Below are 22,367 nucleotides of genomic sequence, written 5' to 3'. Positions count from 1 at the left end.
ATGATAGGGAATACAAACATTGCAGTAATACGCTTTTAGTCTCCTGCATGGACCTTCACCTTCTCATGCAGATCAATACTTGCCGGATTGCTTGACTCAAGGATTGCTTTGGATCTCGCCATCTCGTCCGAGGATCCATGGGCTACAACAAGAAATCCATCAGCTTTGACGGCTTGCTCGTACTGGATAACGCTGTCCTTCGGAATGCCGATGCTGAAAAGCGCAGCGCCAAGCGCGCTCAACCCACCGACCAGAATTGCACCCTCGACAGCGGCAACGACGATCCCTGCCAAGTGACCAAGCACCATGACAGGCCCGATCACAGGAAGGGTCAGAAATATTCCGCCGAAGAACAGGCTCCAAAGGCTGCCCCAAAATGCGCCCTTCTTACCCCAAAATTTAATTCGGTCGCCGACATTGTAAAAACCCACAACCTTTTCCTCGGAATGAAAACCTTGTCCGACGATACTGAAATGCGTCATGTCGAAACCACTGGCAGCAAGTTTGCGGACAGCGTCCTCTGCATCCTGATGATGAACGAATACAGCGACTACAGCGTCATGTTGATCCAGTTGGAGTGTCATGCTCTGTTCCTCGGTTGAGCGTGCTTGAGTTTTTTGGTTGGCACCAGCGATAGAGGGCTCCTCAGAGAACCATTGGTTTATCCGGTAATTCATTCGGCTCAACGCCGGCAATGGGAAAGTGTTTCGTCAGATGCTGTGTAACCGCCTGAACACCGCTGACTACGCCGTGTTCGTAATTGGATTGTTTGAAGGCGACTTCCATCTGGAGGCAAATGCTTTGCCATTCTTGAGAGCCTACTTTCACGTGTATCCCGCGATCGGCAACAATCTCCACGTCCCGGTCAGCGAGCAATAGATAAATCAGCACACCGTTATTGTGAGCGGTGTCCCATACACGCAACTGCGAAAAAACATCGACAGAGCGCTCGCGCGCGGACTGGCCCTTGAAAAGCGGTGTGCTATCCAGGGCGCCCTCAACAACGAAACGGATTTCTCCGGTGTGTGCAGCTTCACTGGCTTTGATCGCTTGCTCTATCACGATCAACGTTTCGTGGGGGAAAGCCCGATTGACCTGCCAGTGGGTCATAACAAGATGGTTCAGAATGCGTTTGATATTCATGGTTACCATCTCCCCGATGCGCCGCCACCGCCAAACCCGCCTCCGCCTCCGCCGAAGCCACCACCGCCTCGACCGAATCCTCCACGATGCCCCCCCATGCCGTATCCGCCCATACCGCCACCGACCAACGTGAACAAGAGCGCCATCACTCCCGCACCCAACGCGATGAGCAGTGCGCCGGCCACCAACCAAGCGATAACGGCCACAACCCCTCCAGTGACTAGCGCGCCTGGAAATCTGCCCAAAACGGGGCGCAGAACACTGCCGATCACGAGCGCAAGAATAAAAACGAGCGGCCCATACTGCTGAATATCTGTAACACCGCCGATAGGTTGTGCGTTGGGGGTAGGCAACGGTTCGCCATCAATTACCCGGATCATCTGGTCGAGCCCGGCAGCAATGCCACCGTAGAAGTCTCCTTGCTTGAAGCGCGGCGTGATGATCTCGCTGATTATGCGCTTGCTGGTGGCGTCATTGAGCACGCCCTCAAGCCCGTAGCCTACTTCGATACGAAGCGCACGGTCGGTCTTCGCGACAACCAGGATTGCGCCGTCATCCACTTTTTTCCGGCCTAACTTCCATTGCTCAGCAACTCGTAAAGCATATTGTTCGATCGCTTCCGGCTGGGTGCTGGGGACAATGAGAAGTGCGAGTTGAGTGCCTTTCTTGGCTTCAAACGTCCGTAAAATTTGCTCAAGATTGGCTGTCTGATCTGCGGTGAGCGTCGCTGTCTGGTCAGTGACCCGGCCAGTCAAGGGAGGGACTGCAACTTGAGCACCCACGAGGAAAGACCAGCAAAGCATTAAGACAAACAACGACGCGGCGCTTGTCGTGCGCACCATGGTCACTTGGCTGCTCCCTGACTCCCGCTTGAGGGAAGAGCAGGCGCTGACCCAAAATCTACTGTGGGAGGCTTAGCGATCTCTTTTTCGTTTGCTACCGTGAAATTAGGCTTCTCTTTGTATCCGAATGCCATCGCCGTCAAATTGGAGGGGAACGAGCGAACCGTGACGTTAAATTCCTGCACTGACTTAATGTAACGATTGCGTGCCACTGCAATGCGGTTTTCGGTACCTTCCAGCTGCGCCTGCAAATCGCGAAAACTGGCGTCTGCCTTCAGTTGCGGGTAGTTTTCGCTCACTGCCAGCAACCGGGACAACGCTCCGGAAAGCTCGCCTTGTGCAGCCTGAAACTTGGCAAAGGCGGCCGGGTCATTGAGCACCTCTGGCGTCACTTGTATGGAGGTCGCCTGTGCCCGCGCCTGCGTCACTTGGATTAGTACTTCTTTTTCATGCGCAGCATAGCCTTTGACGGTATTGACCAGATTAGGTACCAGATCCGCCCGACGCTGGTATTGGTTTACTACCTCAGACCAACTCGCTTTTATTTGCTCATCGTTGCTCTGGAATGTGTTGTAGCCACAGCCACTTAGGTTTAAAGCAACCAGCGTTGCCAGGAGGATCCATAATTTGCGCATTTTATTTTTCCAAAAACAGGTTTTCAAACCGGACAACATTGTGACTGTTGCGCCTTTCGGCAATATCCTTGCCATGTTTTGGTTGCGAAGACCAAGTACTACCTATAAAAACTCTTCGCCACGGAGCGGCAATACCGCTCATCGCATTGCTAATAATGAGATCTTTTCGGATCCATCGCCGTTTGCATTTATTTGTGTACCAATTGCAGTGACGGTTTTGTGTGCCCGACGATTTCACACCCATGCCATTTAGATTAGACATGTCATCCTGCATCGCGTTCATGTACTCGGCCATCAATGTACAACGATCTTCAGGTATATTTTTCCTGAAGTCTGGACAGTGTTGGTCATACTGGCAGAGTCAAATGAGAGCCGAGAGGAATAAAGTCAGAGTTGATATAAATCAGATGAAAAATTTCAGTTTCATGAATTTTCCCTCTTTTCTTATGGATAGTGGATAAATTTACAGTACGAGGATGAGGGAAAAGATAGATTGATCTAGGTCAAAGTAACCAGAATGAACCTCCTCCGCTCGTCGCTTGTGATTTGCACCCTGCAAAGCTTTGGCTCAAGGGAAAATATGAGTCAAGAGAGCAGAGGTCTGATTTTCAGTAGCCTTACAGATTTTTTCGCCTGAAACAGGAATGACATCAAATATCGGCGGCTACTTCACACTGCCCTGGCTCTTGATAGTTCATACCGAAACGCAGGGTGTTATAACTAACTCGGGTAGTGCGCATCTGTTTTGAGGGCACGGAGTTGCCACTTCAGCATGAGCTACATCACCTGCCTGGCAATCCACTGACCTCGTGTTGCCACACTGCGGCAGCAAGGCTTGCGTACAAGGTCGCGACAGTGTCGGTTTCCTCTTGCCGCATGATCGGGCCCGTGGGACAAATCGGCCGGCTTAGGCTTATACCGAGACGCCCGAGGAAGCCTGCGCGCCGGCCGTAGGTGTAATTTGTTGCCGTACACGCTTGATACCGGCGAGCTTGGTCCGCTTGAGTAGCAAAGCGTTGATTGCCACGACGGCCGAACTACCCGACATCGATAATGCTGCAATTTCTGGCGACAAAGTAAACGGGTAAAAGACGCCGGCTGCCACAGGGAAGGCGATCAAATTGTAACCAACCGCCCACCATAGGTTCTGATGCATCTTGTGCAGGGTGGCACGTGACAGTTCTATAGCACCGACGACATCGTACGGGTCGCTTTTCATCAAAATGACCTGCGCGCTTTCAATAGCCACGTCGGTGCCGGCACCGATCGCGAAACCTACATCGGCCTGGGTCAGGGCCGGCGCATCATTGATGCCGTCGCCTACCATGCCAACTTTGTGCCCCTGCGCTTGAAGCTCCTTAAGCTTGGATGCTTTCTGGCCTGGAAGCACGTCGGCCAGCACTATATCAATACCAAGCTCCTTGCCGATGCGATCGGCCGTGGCTTGATTATCGCCGGTAATCATCGCCACCTTTACACCGCGCTCCTGCAACTTGGCGATCGTCGCCATGGAGGTCGGCCGCACGGCATCAGCGATGGCGATCAGGCCGATCAGCTTTCCGCCGCGAGCGACATACACTACGGTGCGGCCCCCACCCTGGAGTCGGAAGGCTTCTGTGGCCAGCGCCTGCAATGGGATGTCTTCGGACTCCATCAGCTTGAGGTTTCCGAGCAGTACCTTCTCACCGGCGATCATCGCGTGAGCACCCTGACCATCGATGTTGGTAAAGCCCGTCGCGACCTCGGCCTGCGAGGTCCCCAATCTTTTGAGCACCGCCAACGCCAAGGGATGCTCCGAGAATTTCTCTACCCCCGCAGCGGTAGCCAGCAACTGAGCTTCGGTGACGTCCTGGGCGGTGACCATCTCTACCACGTCAGGCTGCCCTAGTGTGAGTGTGCCCGTCTTGTCGAAAACGATGACGGTTAGCTTGGTAGCGTTCTCAAGTGCGGCGGCGTTTTTGAACAAGATGCCGTTCATAGCGCCGAGCCCTGTACCGACCATTATGGCCATCGGGGTGGCGAGGCCCAAGGCGTCGGGGCAGGCAATAACGAACACCGTGATCGTTAGCGTCAAAGCGAACAGCAGTGGCTGGTCCAGGACCCAGAACCACACGCCGAAAGTGAGCAAACCAATGGCAATGGCTGCTAGAACCAGCCACTGCGAGGCTTGATCAGCGAGTAGCTGCCCGGGCGCCTTGGAGTTTTGGGCTTCCTGGACGAGTTTGACAATCTGGGCCAATGCCGTGTCGGCGCCAACCTTCGTGGCTTTGTAGCGGAAGCTACCACTTTTATTGATCGTGGCGCCAATGACGGCATCACCAAGAGCCTTCTTCACGGGCATCGATTCGCCGGTCAGCATAGACTCATCGACCTCAGAGTTACCCTCGATGATTTCGCCATCAACCGGAATCTTGTCGCCTGGCTTGATGATAACTGTCTCGCCTGTCAGCACCTCCGAGGTGGCCACCTCGGTCTCGACGCCAGCGCGTAGCACCGTGGTCATCGGCGGGGCCAGATCCATAAGGGCCCGGATCGCATCTGAGGCACCCGCGCGTGCACGCATCTCAAGCCAGTGGCCCAGTAGAATGAAGACCAGCAGCACGGCTGCCGCTTCGTAGAACACCTCGCCTTCGTAGAGGAAGGTGGCCCCCACACTGAACACATACCCAGTGCCGACCGAGAGTAAAATCAGGGTCGCCATGTTGACCACCCGGTTGCGCGCAGCACGCCAGGCTGCGATGAAGAAAGGCCAACCCGGATAGGCGATCGCGCCAGTGGCGGCGATGAACAGAAAAACCTTCCGATTGAGGTCGAACGGAGTTGCGAAATCGCCGAACATCTTGCCCATTGGCGAGTACAGGAAGACAGGAATTGCGAACAACAGGGCAACGAAGAAGCGATTACGCATATCGTTGGCCATGTCCTGCATCGACATGCCGGGCGCATGGCCCATATCGTGCGTCATTTCACTCATCGGTTGCGCGAGCTTGACGCTGTGGCCCGCATGGGGATCACTCCTCGGTGCCATTTCCTTCGGCGCATGTCCCTTGCTACCGCCATGCGCCACGTGGCCTGTATGCGCGTCTTCGGTCATCTTGTGATCTGTAGGCTCGCAGACGTGAGCGGGAACGAGTTCACCACGGCAGTGGTAGCCGCAGTCAATGATGCGTTGCCGGATCTCTTGAAGCGACGTTTTCGCTTCGTCAAAGTGCACGGTGGCACTCCCGGCCACATAGTTCACGTCGACATGATGGACACCCGATAGCATTGCAATCTGTCGGTGGACGCCGGCCGCGCTCAGGGTGGAGATTAACTCCCCCACTTCGAAGGTGCCTGTTTTCATGTTCGCTCCTGAGGGGCTGACATCAGCGCGCCAGTTTCCCAGCGTCGACGCAATTGGGCGTGAATTCGAATACGATGTCCCGATCCGGCTCGACGAGCTTGTTCTTCTTGCCCGCGTAATGTAGTCGGGAGAGGACGTCGCGTATAAGATTTAGACGCGCTAGCCGCTTATTGTCAGCCCGTACGATGCGCCACGGTGAAATAGCGGTATGCGTTCGCATCAGCATTTCGTCGCGCGCGGCGGAATACGCCTTCCAACGTTTAATGGCTACAGCATCGATCGGACTCGTCTTCCATTGCTTGAGCGGATTACGTTGCCGCTCGTCTAGACGGCGCCGCTGCTCGTCCTTGCTGATATCGAGGTAATACTTCAGCAGCTTGATACCTGAGTTGACGAGCACTTCCTCGAACTTCGGCACCGATTGCATGAACTCCTCATGCTCGTCATTAGAGCAAAAGCCCATCACATGCTCGACGCCGGCACGGTTGTACCAACTTCGATTGAACAGAACGAGCTCCCCAGCCACAGGGAGGTGGACGACGAAACGCTGGAAGTACCATCCACTGCGCTCGCGATCGGAGGGTTTGTCGAGTGCCACGACGCGCGTTTCGCGCGGGCTTAGGTGCTCGACGACGCGCTTGATGCTGCCGTCCTTACCGGCGGCGTCTCGCCCCTCCAGCAGCACGAGAATCCTATCGCCGCAGCCGATGAAGTGCCTCTGCAGCTTGACCAACTCAATCTGCAAAACACGAAGCTGAGTTGCATAGTCATCAGGTGGGATCAATGCCTCGGTTTGCCCTCTGCTGACAATACGCTCCGCTGGCAAAATATCTGCGCCGCCTGTAACCGGCAGAGCGAATGCATCACGTCCCCTGACATTTTTTTTCTTTTTGCTCATGGAAGTACTCCATCGCCCAGCTCGGACCTTCAGGGCAAAACTGATTGATCTTGGTGACCACCGATTCGATCTGGATCGTTGTTACGTACGCAGATTTTTTAGGCGCTTACGCGCTGTCTGCACACGTACCCGATACGGGTACGTCCCTTGACATTAGGCTCGTTCTGCTGAGGTACAAGACCCGAGCAATCAACAGATGGAATGGGATTGATGCGTTGCTTGCGTTGTTGAACCTGCTAACACGATTCAGGTATTGGTCCATAGCCGCCGGAATAAACCGAGTTAAAGGAGTGCCAGCGAGCCTTCAGGCAACATCGCTTCAGGTGGCCGATAGCCGCTTGCGCAGCGATGGCAGAAAGCGTGGTGTCTTCGCCGCATAATCTTCGAACTCCGCGCCGAACTGCTTACGCATCTCCACCTCTTCTGTGATAGCCAACCGCGCATACATCACTAGCAAAATAGGAAACATGAGCAAGGTCAGCAACGTCGGCCACTGGAACAGAAAGCCCAGCAGAATAAGTACGAACGCAACGTACTGCGGATGGCGGATATGCGCATACGGGCCTGACACGGCGAGACCTTTGCGCTGCTGCGCGTGGTACAGGACATTCCACGCGCTGGACAGTAAATAGAAGCCGAAGCCAAGGAAGACATAGCTGGCGATGTGCAGCACACCGAAGTGCGGATCGCCCTTCTCTCCGAGTAACGTCGACCACAGATGGCCGGTGTTGTGGGACAGTAGGTCGAGGCTCGGAAACTTCGTCTGAAGCCAGCCCGACATCAGGTAGATGGTCAGCGGGAAGCCGTACATCTCGACGAACAGAGCGACTATGAAGGCTGCGAACGCCCCGAAAGTGCGCCAGTCGCGTGCGGTCTGAGGCTTGAAGAAACTGAACGCGAATATGATGAAGATGGCCGAATTGAGGATGACGAGCGTCCACAGTCCGTAAGACGGGGTGTCGTGCATGACTAATCTCCAGTCTTGGGCGGCTGCGATGGTCCAGGGGGGACTTTGGTCGATGGGTCTCCATGTTGGTGACCATGGCCGCCGTGCATGAAGAAGTGCATCAGCGGGCACGCCAGCAGCAGTAGAAACGGCAGCGCGCCGAAGAAGTGGACACGGTGCTCGCTGAACAGGAAAAACGCAGCAATGGCGCCAAAAACGATCAACCCGATCAAGTAGCGCGAGCTCCAGAAGCCTGGTGGCTCAGAGTTGTGCTGGAGGTGGTCGTGATTCACTAAATTCTCCTTCAAACCGACGCGGGTATTTCTTTTAAAAACGCAGCGCATTGATAGACTTTGGCCTCACCATAGTCATGGTTTTTTATTCGCTTTAATCCACTGATCGAATACGTCGATTTCCTTCTTTTGCGCGGCAATTATGTCCTTGGCCATATGGAGCATCTCCTGATTTTTTCCGCTCTTGAGTTCGGCTTGCGCCATTTCGATTGCCATCTGGTGGTGCATGCGCATGTTGGCCGCGAAGTCATAATCCGCATCACCAGTCATGGACATGCCGCCCAGTTGCTTCGTGATCTTCGATTGATCCATCTGCTCGGAAGGCATCGGCATCGGCATCGGCATCGGCATCGTTTCGCTTTTCGCGGGTTCTGCGGCATTGGCCAACGTCGGCGCTGCTGCCATTACCGCAACAACCATCGCTACCGCCCTCATCAACAAAGTGAACCGGCTAGCGCTGTTGTGCTTGATATACTGTGACATTGTGAATCTCCTGTTAGGGCGGGAGGGTTGGCCATTGCCCACCGAACACGGAAATTGCTATTTCTGAACCGCATGAGGCCTGACCAACCCTAAGTGCCAACCATTTTTCGGCAACGCTGATCCCATTCACAACAGGCCCTGACGCAATCTCCCATACCTCCATCGACTCGTTTACAGCCCTGGGCGCAAGCCTCACAGAGGCTCGGCGCAAACCCCGCACACGTGGAGGTGGAAACGGAACCGCTCAACAAAAATTGGCCGACGTCTAATAGATTTTCATCACAGTTGATCATTAGACGAAAATGTTCGGCCTCAAGATGTTTACCCCAAGCCTCAAGACTACCAAGCGTAACTCGAGCAAAATGCTGTTTCACAACGCTCAAGTAAGCACATACCCAAAGGCTCACATTTCACCCTAGACCACGTTTGACGGACAGTCGACTGAAATTAAGATTACATTCCTGTCAGCTTCTAGTTGGTTAGCATTTCGATGCGCATAGGTGTTAAGCACCATCCGAGCCTATTTAGCTGACGAGGTGTAAACCACGATGCACTGTCAGGAATGACATTAACAGAGCAAATATCATACCTGACACATAAGTAATGTTAGCGGCAGCTTTCTGACAGGTATTACTGACTAATATCTAATTACAATTAATTAGCGCTCGGAGAAAACCTACTCGAATGCGAACAGTTTCTATATGCGCCGAGGAGCTGATGGCGCCCCACTACAGGACCAGAAGCGTTGGAGCGTGACATCGAAGCTAAGTACATCATTCAAATCGGCTCTCTGAAAGACATGTCTTTGCGTGTTCGCCAAGCGACGACTCGGGCTACTGCCTTCGAATCTGATTTGGATGAGGTTCGTCTGATTGTCGAGTACCCACTGCAACTGCTTTAACGAGCGCTAACCTGCAGCATCAATTGTTCGATTGCTAGGTACACCCCGTCTCCTTGTTATTCCTTTGGTGGGAGGCGGCTTAGGCGCCCTTGTGGCGCCTTTTTTTTATTTCTTGGTCATGGCCTTACACGAATTTCGAGCAGGCTTGGTCAACAAACGACCATCAACGTAAACACCAGCTCTCCGCCTGCTAGCCACATTGACCACCATCAGCGTCGCCTTCACGCGTCGCTCTCTTTGATAAGCTCGGTGCATGATAAGGCGGAAAAACCTTCCGAGCGGCAGACATGACAATCCCGTGGCATGAACGCCGCCGCCTGCTGGTGGGTATCGATGCCGAGCCGGCGGACGCGTAACTCAGGAAAACTGTGCAGCGATGCGCAAGCTGTTGCACATCATCTTTGGTGTGCTCAAATCGGGCCAACCATTTGGCCCGGACTTCTTGATCAAGATCAACCCGAGAGGCGATTCGGAGCTATATTTTTAGTTGTGCTGTTCCTTCGCGCAGAGCGGTTAAGTTGCGCGTTCCCATTGAGCGGAATCATGATATGAAACTGACAAAGCTAACCGCGTTCCTGATAGGCGCATCACTCACCCCAGCCTGGGCATTGGCCGCGCAAGGCACTGAAGGAAGCCCCATGCCCCTAGCACAACAACCAGCCGTCAATGTCGAAGAATTTGATAAGCACATGGCACAGGCTCAAGAGCATCTGAAGAAGATGGAGGAGGTTATGACCGAGATCCAACAAGCCAAGGACCCCAAGGAGCGTCAGAAACTCTTGCAGGAGCATCAAGCGATGATGCAACGCGGCATGGGAATGATGGGGGACTTGTGGGGCCGAGGGATGATTGGGCGTCAAATGATGAAAAGCGGGATGATGGGCTGGAAGGATATGGGGGACCGATACTCAGCGATGACCCCGGAGCAGATGAAGCAGCACCAGTACATGATGGATCGGTACATGGGCATGCAGCAGATGATGATCGATCAGCTGATGCAGCGCCAACACCAAATGGATATGCAGCCGCGTTAACCAGCTCCACAGCCGCCGGAAAGGCGCTGACCAATGCCTTTTTGAATTTACACTTTGAACTCAGTACGTAACCTCGGGTTGCAAGATTGGCAAGTTCATTGCGATCTTGGAACAAGGTTCGGATCTGAAAACTCTTTCTCGGCTGGGGAACGTCAATAAAGAGGGAACCCGGCGGCTGAAGTTCCTAAAGTAGACTCTGCTTAAAACCAATCCTGCACCCCATATATTGGCCTTGGAGCGATTGGCAACACGCCAGAATCAAGCACAGCAACGTGCGGTGGCTGCACAGCGCCTGGTGAGCAACAAGGCCTGCGCGTGAGAAAGAGCTGATCGAGACGGAGACGGCAGCCACATCGACTGTAACTGGCGCAAGCGACGCTAAAGGTGCTGTCGCGCAGGGCGGAGTGACGTCCCGCAAACTCTCATGCATACCTCCACGCTACCGGAGGGGGGGTAACGGGTGCCGTTGTGGCGAACTATTCGGACAGGGGGTTGAATCCCTGGACAGAAATATCTGGCCTCGGCTCGCCGAACGCAATTTCCCAAGCTGGCAACGACGCAACCACGAATCACATCGGCGAAAACAACATCGCAAAATTTTAAGAGGTCGATGTAATCGGGCACCCTGGGGGAGCGACTTTCAGTCAATTCTCCAGCGCGTCGGGGTATGTGTGTAAGGGAGCAATCATGCGTAAGCGTCTGGTCAATACATCTTGGCATTGCTCTCATCCCCGTGCTGGCGCTGCTGGGGAGCTTTCACAAGTGACCAGATTTTCTAAAAATGGTGTCAGTTCAAATGATCTGACCCCGAAATGTTGGACATCAACATCCAGGGGTGTCATGAAAAAGTACACAGAGCAGGCGAAATTGTCGGTTGTTGAAGATTACTGTTCGGGGAGCGCAGGTCACAGAGAGGTCGCGCATCGTCACGGGGTCAATGCCTCTTCGCTTCGAAAGTGGATTGCGGCATATCAGGCGCTTGGTGCCGCAGGCCTCAAAAGTAAAAGAAAGAAGAACTACAGCCCTGAGTTCAAGCTGAATGTATTGCAGCGTATGCGAGAGGAAGAGCTGTCCTATCGCCAAGTCGCTGCCCTGTTTGATATCCGGAAATCCGACATCATTGGCGAATGGGAGCGCAGGTATGATGCAGGCGGTTCGGAGGCCTTGTCCCGGCAGCCAGGAAGCGGACTTCACAAAAAAATGACAAACCCTATCCCGTCCATTCAGCTTGAATCTTCGGACGATGAAGCTCGTACGCGTGATGATTTGCTGGCCGAATTGAGCCAGTTGCGGATGGAAATTGCTTATTTAAAAAAGCTCGATGCCTTGGTTCAAGCGAAGGAACGAGCAGCGCAGCGGAAAAAGCGCAAATCGTGATTGAACTGAGGCAGGAGCACCCTCTGGAAGGCCTTCTGAAATTGGCTGGCCTGGCCCGTAGCACTTTTTACTATCAACAAAAGGTGCAGCAATCCGTTGATAAATACGCGGAGCTGAAGTCCAGAATTTGCTCAATTTTCGACGAGCACAAGGGCCGATATGGCTATCGCCGTATCACTGCTGCCGTTCGGCGAGCTGGCCACCTCGTGAACCACAAGACTGTTCAGCGCCTCATGGGCGAGCTTCAGTTGAAAAGCCGTGTGCGCATAAAAAAATACCGGGCCTACAGAGGCGAAGAGGGTCAGGTAGCGCCGAACCTGCTGAAACGGAAGTTCGATGCCAAACGACCGAACCAGAAATGGGTAACCGATGTGACGGAGTTTCGGGTCGGGGGGCAGAAGCTTTATCTCTCGCCGATCCTTGACCTCTATAACGGCGAAATAATCGCCTTCAAGACCGCGAGGCGCCCGCTGTTCGACATGGTTGGTGCGATGCTACGGCAAGCTTTTGAGAGGCTGCGGCCACGCGATAAACCAATCTTGCATTCCGACCAGGGATGGCAGTACCGGATGCCTATCTACCGCCGCGTGCTGAACGAGCGTGCGGTAAAACCAAGCATGTCCCGCAAAGGAAATTGCTATGACAATGCGGCTATGGAAAGCTTTTTTGGCACGTTGAAATCCGAGTTCTTTTACCTGAACAAATTCAACAGTCTCGATGAGCTTGAAGCAGGTATAGAGGACTACATACACTACTACAATCATTCGCGAATCAGGCTGAAGCTAAGTGGCCTGAGCCCTGTGGAATACAGGACTCAAGCACGGCGGGCATAGAAGGCGTCCAACATTTCGGGGTCAGATCACAAATGAGGTGGACACCATCGCCTTAAGCGATGGCATCAGGAGGGCGTGTTGCCCAGACGCTTACCACCCGCGGGGCGAGACAGCTGATTGTCTGCTCTCAAACGCCAGTGCTGAATCCAGCCTAGAGGGGTATGAGCTTACTTGAAGCATCCCTCGACAACGCCTCGGGGGGTGTAGCAATACGTGCATCAGCGTAGGCTCAGTAAAAATTCCAGATCTGCACCTAACCTGCGACCGCCTCTCATCAAGACATAGACAGTGTTTTGAGTTTCGAATAGGCATTCATGAGTGAACGAAACTTCATATGAGCTTTTAACCCAGTCTCCTGGAAGAAAACGCCCACGACTGTCTTCAATGACGCAAAGCGCATAAACGATGCTGGCCGCGAGGCCCAGCGTCGCAAGCATTCTAGCCTGCTCGTCGGAAACGGATACATCGATCAACGTCCAATCAGCTACCAAGCAGTACGCTCTGCCCGGAAAATGCGCCTCAACAAACGACACCGCTTCGGCATCGCTCAGAACACTGCCGATCAAGCTGTTTCCTTTACCAGCCAGTAAATCGATCAAGCCCGACACTTCCATACATTCCTCCGGGTTTGCCTAAGAAGAAATATGCCTTCGTTCTTACAACCTATCCGCATCGAGAAGGACTTATTAGCCTCCGGCGTCGATCTCTATCAGCTGTGTTTTGGCGCATTGCCGATAGAGTTCGATCCCGGATTGATTATAAGGCCCGTCCTCTGTCCAATCAGAAAGCCAGACCGCTGGATGATATTGCGCATGCAACCAGGAGCCGTGCAGCAGTGGCGGACACGATTACTTCATAGTCCGCTTCCTTGCGAGAGTTTAGATTCAACAGCGAGGCGCCGGAGGCGCATCAAGCGGTAAGCTGCCGGAATAACAAACAGGGACAGTAAGGGCGCGGTAACCATGCCACCGACCATGGGCGCGGCAATGCGGCTCATTACTTCGCTACCGGTACCGCTACCCAATAGGATCGGCAACAGGCCAGCAATGATGACGGCTACAGTCATGGCCTTGGGTCGAACACGCTGCACGGCTCCTTCGCTAATCGCTGCGATTAGTCCACGCTCAGTACTGTCGCCGGCCTCTACACGCTCGGCCCAGGCGTTTTTTAAGTAGAGCAGCATGATCACACCGAATTCGGCAGAAACACCCGCCAGAGCAATGAAACCGACGCCAGTAGCCACCGACAGGTTGAATCCCAGCAGGTAGAGGAACCACGCCCCACCGGTAAGGGCGAACGGCAAGGTGGCCATGATCAGCAAAGCCTCGTCGAATCGGGCAAACGTCAGGTACAGCAGTACGAAAATGATCAGCAGCGTGGCGGGCACCACCAGTTTGAGCCGTGCGTTGGCTCGTTCAAGAAACTCGAACTGTCCCGAGTAACTCAGGCTCATGCCTGGCTGCAGCTTGACCTGCTCACTCACAACCCGACGCAGATCGGCAACCACGGAAGCAATGTCCCGGCCACGCACGTCGATATACACCCATCCGGAAGGTCGGGCATTTTCGCTCTTGAGCATCGGCGGGCCTTCACTGACTTTGACCTTCGCCACGGTACCAAGAGTGATCTGACTCCCCAAAGGGGTGTAGATTGGCAATTGCTCCAGGGCGCCGAGCGAGTCACGCCACTCACGGGGATAACGTACGTTGATAGGGAAGCGTGCGAGCCCTTCAATGGTCTCGCCAACGTTCTCACCGCCAATAGCACCGGCCACGATCGACTGCACATCAGCGATATTCAATCCGTAGCGGGCAGCGGCTTTGCGGTCGATATCCACATCGACGTAACGCCCACCGGTTAATCGTTCGGCCAGTGCCGAACTGACACCGGGCACGTCCTTGGCCGCGCGCTGGACGGCCTGCGTGGCTGCATCGATCTCCATCAAGTTGCTGCCGGCAATTTTTACTCCGATCGGACTCTTGATCCCGGTGGCGAGCATGTCAATGCGGTTGCGGATCGGTGGTATCCAGATATTAGTCAGGCCAGGGACCCGTACCACTCGATCCAGCTCTTCCACCAATTTTTCCTGGGTCATACCAGGACGCCATTGCTCGCGAGGTTTGAACTGGATAGTGGTCTCGAACATCTCCAGCGGCGCGGGGTCGGTGGCAGTTTCAGCGCGGCCGGCCTTACCGAAGACGTGTTCAACTTCGGGTACTGTCTTGATCAGACGGTCAGTCTGTTGCAGCAACTGCGCTGCTTTCTGCGCCGACAATCCCGGCAGAGCCGAAGGCATATAGAGTAAATCGCCCTCGTCCAGCGCAGGGAGGAATTCGCCACCCAAACGGGAGATCGGCCACAACGCGCTAAGGAAGACCAATAAAGCGATCAACAGGGTGACTTTGGGCCGATGTAACACCGCATCCAGGGCCGGTTGATAGATCCTGATCAACCAGCGGTTCAGAGGATTCCGGTCCTCTTTGGGGATCCGTCCACGAATCCAGTAGCCCATCAGCACCGGCACCAGAGTTACCGAAAGCCCGGCCGCCGCTGCCATGGCATAGGTCTTGGTGAAGGCCAATGGGCCAAACAAACGACCCTCTTGAGCCTCCAGTGTGAACACCGGGATGAACGATAGGGTGATGATCAGCAGGCAGAAAAACAGCGCCGGTCCCACCTCCGCCGCCGCTTCGGTTATCACATGCCAGTGACGTTCGCCCTTCAACTCCTCCCCAGGATGGGCCACATGCCAAGCCTCGATCTTCTTGTGGGCGTTCTCGATCATTACCACGGCGGCATCGACCATGGCGCCGATGGCAATGGCAATCCCGCCAAGGGACATGATGTTGGCGTTGATCCCTTGGTAGCGCATAACGATGAAGGCAATGAGCACCCCCACCGGCAAAGAGATAATGGCCACCAGGGATGAGCGCAGGTGCCAGAGGAATACTGCACAGACCAACGCGACGACGATGAACTCCTCGAGCAGTTTGTAGCTGAGGTTTTCCACGGCGCGGTCGATCAGCTTGCTGCGGTCGTAGGTGGTGACGATTTCCACCCCGGCCGGCAGGCTGCTTTTCAGATCGTCAAGTTTGGCTTTAACCGCGGCAATGGTTTCGCGAGCGTTCTTGCCGCTGCGCAGAATCACCACGCCGCCGACGGTCTCGCCTTCGCCGTCGAGTTCAGTGATGCCGCGACGCATCTCCGGCCCCAGCTGGATCGTCGCCACGTCGCCGAGGGTCACTGGTACGCCACCCGCACCCAGCTTGAGCGGAATCGCACGAAAGTCGTTGAGTGTCTTCAAATAACCGGAAGCGCGCACCATAAACTCGGTCTCCGCCATCTCCAGTAACGCACCACCGGTTTCCTGATTGGCCTTGCCGATAGCCTCGGTCACCGCTGCTTGAGTGATGCCCAGGTTGGCCAGTTTCAGCGGATCGAGCTGCACCTGGTACTGCTTGACCATGCCGCCCACGGTGGCCACTTCCGCAACGTTGGGCAGGGTCTTGAGTTCGAACTTGAGGAACCAGTCCTGCAAGGCGCGCAGTTGCGCCAGGTCGTGTCCGCCACTGCGATCCACCAGTGCGTACTGATAGATCCAGCCCACGCCTGTGGCGTCGGGTCCCAAGGACGGTTTGGCGGAAGCCGGCAGGCGGCTTTGGACCTGACTCAAGTATTCCAGCACCCGCGAGCGGGCCCAATACAAATCGGTACCGTCTTCAAACAATACGTACACGAAGCTGTCGCCAAAAAAAGAATAGCCGCGTACGGTCTTAGCCCCCGGCACCGAGAGCATGGTGGTAGCCAACGGATAGGTCACCTGGTTCTCAACTATTTGCGGCGCTTGTCCCGGATAAGGGGTGCGGATAATCACCTGAACATCGGAAAGGTCTGGCAATGCATCGATGGGCGTGCTCTGAACCGACCAGACGCCCCAGACCGTGACGAAGATCGTCGCCAGCAGCACCAGAAAGCGGTTTGCCACTGACCAACGAATCAGGGCGGCGATCATGGCTGGCCCCCTAGTTTTTCCAGGTGTTCAACGCGCAAACCATCATCGGTTTGGCTAACCGAGACCCTAACCTTCTCGCCAGTCTTGAGACCTTGAATGAGAGCAGGGTCAGCCAATGGGAAGGTCATGGTCATACCAGGCATGCCCAGCGTCTTGAACGGACCAAGGGCAATTGTTACGTCTTGGTTATTGATCTCGACGATCTGCCCATCCGCCTCATGAAAGCTGGAGGCTGCTGCGCTGGGTGGTGACATTTCCAGCGTGCTCGCAACAATGCCCTTGAGACTGGCCTCAGAGTCGAGCAGAAACTGTCCAGAGCTGACTACCTGCTGGCCTTCTTCCAACCCCTTTAAAACCACCGTCTTGCCTTCGTTTTCCTGCCCGAGTTGCACTTCTATGGGGCGGTAGCGACCAGCGTCTTCGGCGAGCATCACCAAGACTCGTCGGCCGGTGCGAATGATTGCCTCGCTCGGCACCCACAGCACACTTTGTTCGGTCGAACGATTCAGGTGCACCTGGGCCGTCATACCCGGCCTGAGTCGCCCATCCAGGTTGGGCAGTTCGACCCGCACACGCACAGTTCGGCTGTCGGGATTGGTTTCGGGCAAAATCGCACTGACCGTGCCCTTAAGCACTGTGCCCGGAAAGGCTGGCAGACGTGCTTCGACCGCTTGCCCCATGATGATCGATCCAGTCTCCGACTCTGGAACGGCCACTGCCAGCCAGACGCTGCTCAAGCCATTGACTCGAGCCAGAGTCTCGCCGGCCGCCACGGTCATACCCGAACGTACATTCAACTCTTGCAGCACACCGCTTATGGGGCTGGTGATCGTCAGGACCGGCTGGGTCTTGCCGCTTCGCTCCACTTGAGCAATCAACGTCGCTGGCATCCCGGTCAAGCGCAAGCGTTGGCGCGCTGCCGCCAGCAAGTCGGCATCGCCACTGCGTTTGAGTGCGAGAAACTCTTCCTGAGCAGCGGCCCACTCCGGGACCAGGATATCGGCTAAAGCCGCATGGGCTTTGAGCACATCGCCTGGAGCACGGGCATACACCCGCTCCACAAAGCCAGCAGTACGCGATTGAATCACCGCAACATCCCGCTCGTCGAATGCCAGCACACCGACCACGTCCAGGCTGGAAGCAAGCACGCCGCGAGTGACTGTGGCCAGTCGTAAGCCGAGATTCTGGGTCAGGCTGGGGTCAATACTGATGGCCGCACTGTCCGCTGCAGCATCAGCGTAGCGGGGCTTCAACTCCATATCCATAAAGGGAGATTTGCCTGGTTTATCGAATTTCTGTTGCGGCTGCATCGGGTCGTACCAATACAGTACTTTGCGTTCGCCTTGCGTTTTAGGGGCCTGTTCGGCGGTGGTCTCAGGCATTGCACTCATGCGCTGCTGAGCGAGCCAGTAACCGCCGGCAGCGCCCAGGGCAATCGAGAGGCCTGCCAGCACAGCCCCTTTCCAGATTCGAGCGCTCATTGATTGGTGTCCCCATAAGCAAAATACAAGCGAGCACTGGTGAGGGCTCGCTGTTCTTCGAAGTCGATCTGTTTGAGGCGGGTCTCGATGAGTTCACGTCGGGCAGCGATGACAGCGGCCAAGTCGCTTTTACCGGCGCGGTAGCTGGCCATGGTCAGCCCAACCTTTTCCTTGGCTAGGGGTAACAGGCTGTCCTGGCTGCGGCGCACAGCACGGTTCAGACGCTCGTATTCGGCCAAATCGTCCTCCAGTTGCTGGGTATGTTCACGTGAAAGCGCTTCGCGCTCGGCCTCCAACTGATTCAGTTCGGCGTGTTTGGCGGCGATCTTCGGGTTTTGTCGGGAGTCGGGGAACAGTGGCAGGTCGAACGTGAACTGCACGCTGACCATGTCGCCGAACTGACGGTCGCGGCGCTGGTAATCAAGTTCCCAACTCCAGTCGGACTGCTTTTCCGACTCTGCTTCACGGACCTTGGCCTGCGCTTCGCGAGTCATTGGGACGAACGCCGCCAGTGCGGGGTGATGCTGCAGCTTATGCGGATAACCCGAGGCGTCGATGGGCCACTCGGGCAACCTACCGACGGGCTGGTCATTTGCGGCCGGACCTATCCAACGTCGGAGAGCCGCTCTGGCCTGTGCCCGCAGGCGGATCAGGTCGTCTTGTTGCTCCGCCAACTGAGCCGCCTCCTGTTTCGGCGTTACTGCATCGGCAGGCTGAGCACGACCACCGGCGATCTGCGCCCGGACGGTATCAGCCAACAGACGGTTCTCACGGTAAAAATCCTGAAACAGCGCCTCTTTACGCTCGACGGAGTAGCTGCTGATCCAGGCCAATGCTGTGGCCTGACGAACGTTCAGGCGCTCGACACGGCCTTCGGCCGCGGCTCGATCTACGGCCGCCTCGGCAACTTCGATGCGCGCCCGACGCTTGTCACGGTTGGGCACCTCCTGCATGACGCCGACCATCTGCATGGTCATGAAGTCCTGCTCGAGGCGCCAGCGGTCAGGGCCGCCGATGGGGTAGTTTTGTACGCCCAGCAGGAGCTTCGGGTCGGGTAGTTCGCCGGCTGGAATGGCGGCGCTGCTGGCGGCTTGCAGTTTGGCCGCTTGGGCGGTCAGCGATGGTGCATTGTTTTCAGCCAACCGTAAGGCTTCGTCGAGGGTCAGGGGCGCAGCAAGGCTTGGCAATGCCAGCACGCTTGCCGCCAGGGCAGCCACGAGGGGCCAACCGGTGCAGTAGCACTTGGAATTCATGTTCACGATTCCTGTGATGATCCACTGCGCGCCTTGTGAAGCATGCGCGCAGATATGCCATCCCGCGCCAGAGCAGGATGAGACTCAGTGTCGTACAGGAATCAAGCGCGAGGCGGTCGCCACACCCCGGACGGGGCCTGAGTAGGCAGGGAGTCGCTGAAGATTGTTAGCATCTGCGGACTGGACAAACGGGTGGCAGGTTTCCCAAACGACACTTGTAGCAGACTGGCGCTCCTGCATTCCTGGCCAGGTTTGCAGGGTTTGCCGTGATCGGCGGAGCTGCTCAAGTCAAGGCAGCAGTCCTGGTTCATATCATCCATCATGGTCATGCCCGTCGTTTGCATCGGGCAAGGTTCTGTCGGTGACTGAATGCCCGCCATCCCGCTCAGGGGAAGCGCCAGACTGATCAGGAAAATGAGGCAACACCGCAGATAGCGTTTCATGCGAGGGAGTCTAGTCGCTGGTGACGGGCTATACCATTACGAATCTGTCAGGAAGAGCCTGCCAGACAGCATTTGCAGATCAACATGAATTCCCTCTCTTAGAAACAAGGACTCGCTAAACAACGACGCCCAATTCCCTGAGCATGGAAGTAGTTACAGCTCACAGCATGCCGCTCGAATCATGTTAGATCGGTTTTGCCTTTAGTGTGGCCTCGGTAGCTGCCGTAGCTACAAAGTGAGGGAGCCCACTAGCCTTTGTTTACCCGGCCATGCTCAAAGGGTTCGATGAGCTGTCCAAGGTAGTTTTGGGGGTAATCCTTTTCATGCAATCCGACCTCAGCTTGGCCTAGTTTCCCCACACTGTCGTAGAACGTGCCAAACAGTCGGTCCCACACCATCAGAAACTCACCAAAGTTGACCTGGGCGTCCTCAAAGTCGCGCTTGTGATGCCAGCGATGAATTTCGGCAACCCCAATGATGTGGCGCAACCATCCCAGCCGGTAGTCCAGGTTCGAATGCTGAAAGGCCAAGTGCACTGTTAGAACTCCAAACCAAGTGGCCACAACTGCGGAGGGTGCGCCTGATGCGAACAGGATCACCAGCCCCGGACTCGCCATAAGCACCGCGTGCAACGGATGTCGTCGCTCCCCGTTCATCCAATACAACCGCTCGGCGCTGTGATGTGGCATGTGAAAACGCCACAGCCAATGCACTCGGTGACTGATCCGGTGCATGACATATAGGCTCAGATCGAGTACGGCGATGACTAGTAGCAACTGCAGCCACAGCGGGCTCTCGATCGGAAAGAGACGAACCGAAGCTGGCACCGCATCACCAAGCTTGACCAGGACTCCAGCTGTGAATTGAATGACAGAAAGGTTCACCAACATGTGCAGCAGGTCTGTCGCGGTGTCGTGATGATCCTCAAGCCAAGCTTCTCGGAAAGGTTGGATGCGCTCCAAACCAGCAATGATCAAAAGTCCCACTGCAGCAACTAGGGGAGTCGTGGGCCAATACGGTACGCCGGTATACAGCGTCCAGATCATGAAGGCAGCAGAGCCGCCAAACACGAGTGGATAGCTCACCCACCGTAAGGCGAATCGTAGAAAGGAAGGCATTGCTCAGCTCCTAGATATGGAACCATCACAATATGTTAAGAGGTGAGCTTTCGACTTGAACGAAAGAGCTAAACCTCCTGGATATGAACATCTGCCAAGGCGGATGACGGATCGATACCCAGTAGCGCCCGGAATGTCCGGGAGAAATGAGCCGAGTCTGAAAAGCCCGCCTCATGAGCCGCGTCGGTCAGCCGTGCACCTTTTGCCAAATGCTGCAGGGCTTGCGTGAGACGTAACCATCTCGCGTAACTGCGAAGCGGCAGCCCCGTCTGCTCCACGAACCAATGAGAAAACCGCGTGGGGGATAGATGCACCACCGCGGCCAACTCTTCGCGTCCCATTTGGCCTCTGCTCAGCGCCTCAATGACCTTGATCAAGCGAGGATCTGGGGGCGGGAGATCGGGCAGTCGCAGTGCCTGGCGCACCCCGGTCCTAACCTGGAGATCAGTGTGTCCTGGCTCGTGCAGTGCGTCGACTATCGGCGCTACGTCCGCCGGAGTGATCCAAATCACCCTCGCTTCTTCCGCACCCCGCAGAGCGCGGGCTTCCTCGGACAGCGCATCCACATAGATCGACAGAACGTGACCGGCGCTCAGTTGGTGTTTCATACCGGCCGGAATGAAGATGGCGCCCCCTGTTTGAATACCCATCGGGGTTTGAACCGATACAGTTGAGTCGAGGCCAACTGAGATCTGATGTGCTTGATGGAGGTGCCATTCTTGGTGACCGGCACGGCCATAAAAGACACCGATACCAGGGCCAACCCATGCATGACCCGCCCAGCGCACGGTCTCTGCTGTAACCCAGCTTTTCATTCTCTAGCTCGGCCTACTTCCACTTTTTTCCGTGCTGACTGCACACGTATAGTCATTCGGCATCTGACTGCGGCATCGTATTGATGCTGGGCCATGATGGGCTATTCGTGCGCCGACTCCCAATTTCTTTACCGTGCTTGCGCACCTGGATAGTTGAGAGTTTTTGCCGACGCCGGTTCGACCGCTTTGCCACCGTTCGGGTAATGAACTTTTGTGATTAGTTTGCCGGGTACTCAGCGATCACTTGGTCAGTACCTGCTTTGCTCAGACCGATGACCTGATACGCATCCTGCTTCCCACCAGCCTCCATACCAGGCGAGCCTGCCGGCATCCCCGGCACAGCAATCCCAATAAGGTCATCGCGTTTGCTCAAGGCAACTATTTGCTCAGCTGGTACGTGGCCTTCAACAAATTTTCCGTTGATCACTGCGGTGTGGCAGGACGAGAGTCGTGGAGCAACACCGAGATCCTGCTTGACCGCGCTCATGTTGGTTTCTACATGATCAACGACGGTGAA

At 55.5% G+C, this 22,367-nt stretch carries 20 protein-coding genes and 2 pseudogenes; 4 read left to right on the top strand and 18 right to left on the bottom strand.

Annotation, left to right across the window (positions count from 1 at the left end; translation table 11 throughout):
* Positions 1-35 precede the first annotated feature (35 nt).
* From FHL16_RS00110 to FHL16_RS00065, 10 genes are all read right to left on the bottom strand, one after another.
* A complete protein-coding gene (locus FHL16_RS00110) occupies positions 36-584 on the bottom strand; it encodes a general stress protein (protein ID WP_077747130.1) in 549 nt (182 codons plus the stop codon).
* A 61-nt stretch (positions 585-645) separates the two neighbouring features.
* Positions 646-1,143: a TPM domain-containing protein gene (locus FHL16_RS00105; protein ID WP_077747129.1), complete on the bottom strand. Its 498-nt coding sequence runs from the start codon at positions 1,141-1,143 to the stop codon at positions 646-648.
* A 2-nt stretch (positions 1,144-1,145) separates the two neighbouring features.
* A complete protein-coding gene (locus tag FHL16_RS00100) occupies positions 1,146-1,946 on the bottom strand; it encodes a TPM domain-containing protein (protein ID WP_077747443.1) in 801 nt (266 codons plus the stop codon).
* 41 nt (positions 1,947-1,987) lie between these two features.
* Positions 1,988-2,620 carry a LemA family protein gene (locus FHL16_RS00095; RefSeq protein WP_077747128.1) on the bottom strand — a complete coding sequence of 211 codons (633 nt, stop codon included), beginning with the start codon at positions 2,618-2,620 and terminating at the stop codon, positions 1,988-1,990.
* 1 nt (position 2,621) lies between these two features.
* A complete protein-coding gene (locus FHL16_RS00090; RefSeq protein ID WP_138738997.1) occupies positions 2,622-2,903 on the bottom strand; it encodes a hypothetical protein in 282 nt (93 codons plus the stop codon).
* Positions 2,904-3,533: 630 nt separating this feature from the next.
* Positions 3,534-5,963, bottom strand: a complete 2,430-nt coding sequence (locus FHL16_RS00085; RefSeq protein WP_077747126.1) for a heavy metal translocating P-type ATPase — start codon at positions 5,961-5,963, stop codon at positions 3,534-3,536.
* Between the two features lie 22 nt (positions 5,964-5,985).
* Positions 5,986-6,861, bottom strand: a complete 876-nt coding sequence (gene ppk2, locus FHL16_RS00080; protein ID WP_138738996.1) for a polyphosphate kinase 2 — start codon at positions 6,859-6,861, stop codon at positions 5,986-5,988.
* A gap of 319 nt (positions 6,862-7,180) precedes the next feature.
* A complete protein-coding gene (locus FHL16_RS00075) occupies positions 7,181-7,828 on the bottom strand; it encodes a methyltransferase family protein (protein ID WP_077747125.1) in 648 nt (215 codons plus the stop codon).
* A gap of 2 nt (positions 7,829-7,830) precedes the next feature.
* A complete protein-coding gene (locus FHL16_RS00070) occupies positions 7,831-8,100 on the bottom strand; it encodes a DUF2933 domain-containing protein (RefSeq protein WP_077747124.1) in 270 nt (89 codons plus the stop codon).
* Between the two features lie 75 nt (positions 8,101-8,175).
* Positions 8,176-8,583: a DUF305 domain-containing protein gene (locus tag FHL16_RS00065; RefSeq protein ID WP_238706141.1), complete on the bottom strand. Its 408-nt coding sequence runs from the start codon at positions 8,581-8,583 to the stop codon at positions 8,176-8,178.
* 665 nt (positions 8,584-9,248) lie between these two features.
* Between FHL16_RS00065 and FHL16_RS00060 the strand changes: the two are divergent.
* From FHL16_RS00060 to FHL16_RS00045, 4 genes and pseudogenes are all read left to right on the top strand, one after another.
* A pseudogene (locus FHL16_RS00060) lies at positions 9,249-9,484 on the top strand (OprD family outer membrane porin); the annotation flags it as partial.
* Positions 9,485-10,032: 548 nt separating this feature from the next.
* A complete protein-coding gene (locus FHL16_RS00050) occupies positions 10,033-10,518 on the top strand; it encodes a hypothetical protein (protein ID WP_077747123.1) in 486 nt (161 codons plus the stop codon).
* A 453-nt stretch (positions 10,519-10,971) separates the two neighbouring features.
* Positions 10,972-11,202, top strand: a pseudogene (locus tag FHL16_RS34285) (TIGR03756 family integrating conjugative element protein); the annotation flags it as partial.
* A gap of 156 nt (positions 11,203-11,358) precedes the next feature.
* A protein-coding gene (locus FHL16_RS00045; protein WP_138739012.1) for an IS3 family transposase occupies positions 11,359-12,728 on the top strand; the annotation gives its coding sequence in 2 pieces (ribosomal slippage) (positions 11,359-11,827 and positions 11,827-12,728; 1,371 coding nt in all).
* A 218-nt stretch (positions 12,729-12,946) separates the two neighbouring features.
* On the opposite strand, the gene FHL16_RS00040 is transcribed toward FHL16_RS00045, so the two are convergent.
* The 8 genes from FHL16_RS00040 to FHL16_RS00005 form a co-directional block, all read right to left on the bottom strand.
* Positions 12,947-13,342, bottom strand: a complete 396-nt coding sequence (locus tag FHL16_RS00040; protein ID WP_077747122.1) for a DUF6957 family protein — start codon at positions 13,340-13,342, stop codon at positions 12,947-12,949.
* Between the two features lie 239 nt (positions 13,343-13,581).
* Positions 13,582-16,740, bottom strand: coding sequence for an efflux RND transporter permease subunit (locus FHL16_RS00035; protein WP_077747121.1), 3,159 nt, complete (start codon positions 16,738-16,740; stop codon positions 13,582-13,584).
* The gene (locus FHL16_RS00030; RefSeq protein WP_077747120.1) at positions 16,737-18,221 is read right to left on the bottom strand and encodes an efflux RND transporter periplasmic adaptor subunit; all 1,485 of its coding nucleotides are present in this window, start codon (positions 18,219-18,221) and stop codon (positions 16,737-16,739) included. Before FHL16_RS00030 ends, FHL16_RS00035 begins: the two co-directional genes overlap by 4 nt.
* A complete protein-coding gene (locus FHL16_RS00025) occupies positions 18,218-19,474 on the bottom strand; it encodes a TolC family protein (protein ID WP_077747119.1) in 1,257 nt (418 codons plus the stop codon). The genes FHL16_RS00030 and FHL16_RS00025 overlap by 4 nt, the downstream gene beginning before the upstream one ends.
* A 101-nt stretch (positions 19,475-19,575) precedes the next feature.
* Complete coding sequence (locus tag FHL16_RS34280; protein WP_042933189.1) at positions 19,576-19,917, bottom strand: hypothetical protein; 342 nt, start codon at positions 19,915-19,917, stop codon at positions 19,576-19,578.
* Positions 19,918-20,165: 248 nt separating this feature from the next.
* Entirely contained in the window at positions 20,166-21,035 is an 870-nt protein-coding gene (locus tag FHL16_RS00015) for a sterol desaturase family protein (protein ID WP_077747118.1), read from the bottom strand.
* Between the two features lie 68 nt (positions 21,036-21,103).
* Positions 21,104-21,850, bottom strand: coding sequence for a helix-turn-helix transcriptional regulator (locus tag FHL16_RS00010; RefSeq protein WP_238706140.1), 747 nt, complete (start codon positions 21,848-21,850; stop codon positions 21,104-21,106).
* A 217-nt stretch (positions 21,851-22,067) separates the two neighbouring features.
* The coding region (locus FHL16_RS00005) for a DUF411 domain-containing protein (RefSeq protein ID WP_274595788.1) at positions 22,068-22,367 on the bottom strand (300 nt) is incomplete at its 5' end.

It is taken from the genome of Pseudomonas sp. FSL W5-0299 (assembly GCF_005930655.1).
GTDB classification, from domain to species: Bacteria; Pseudomonadota; Gammaproteobacteria; order Pseudomonadales; family Pseudomonadaceae; genus Aquipseudomonas; species Aquipseudomonas mandelii.
The sequence above is the reverse complement of the archived record's forward strand: the minus strand, read 5'-3'. Positions and strand labels throughout refer to the sequence as shown.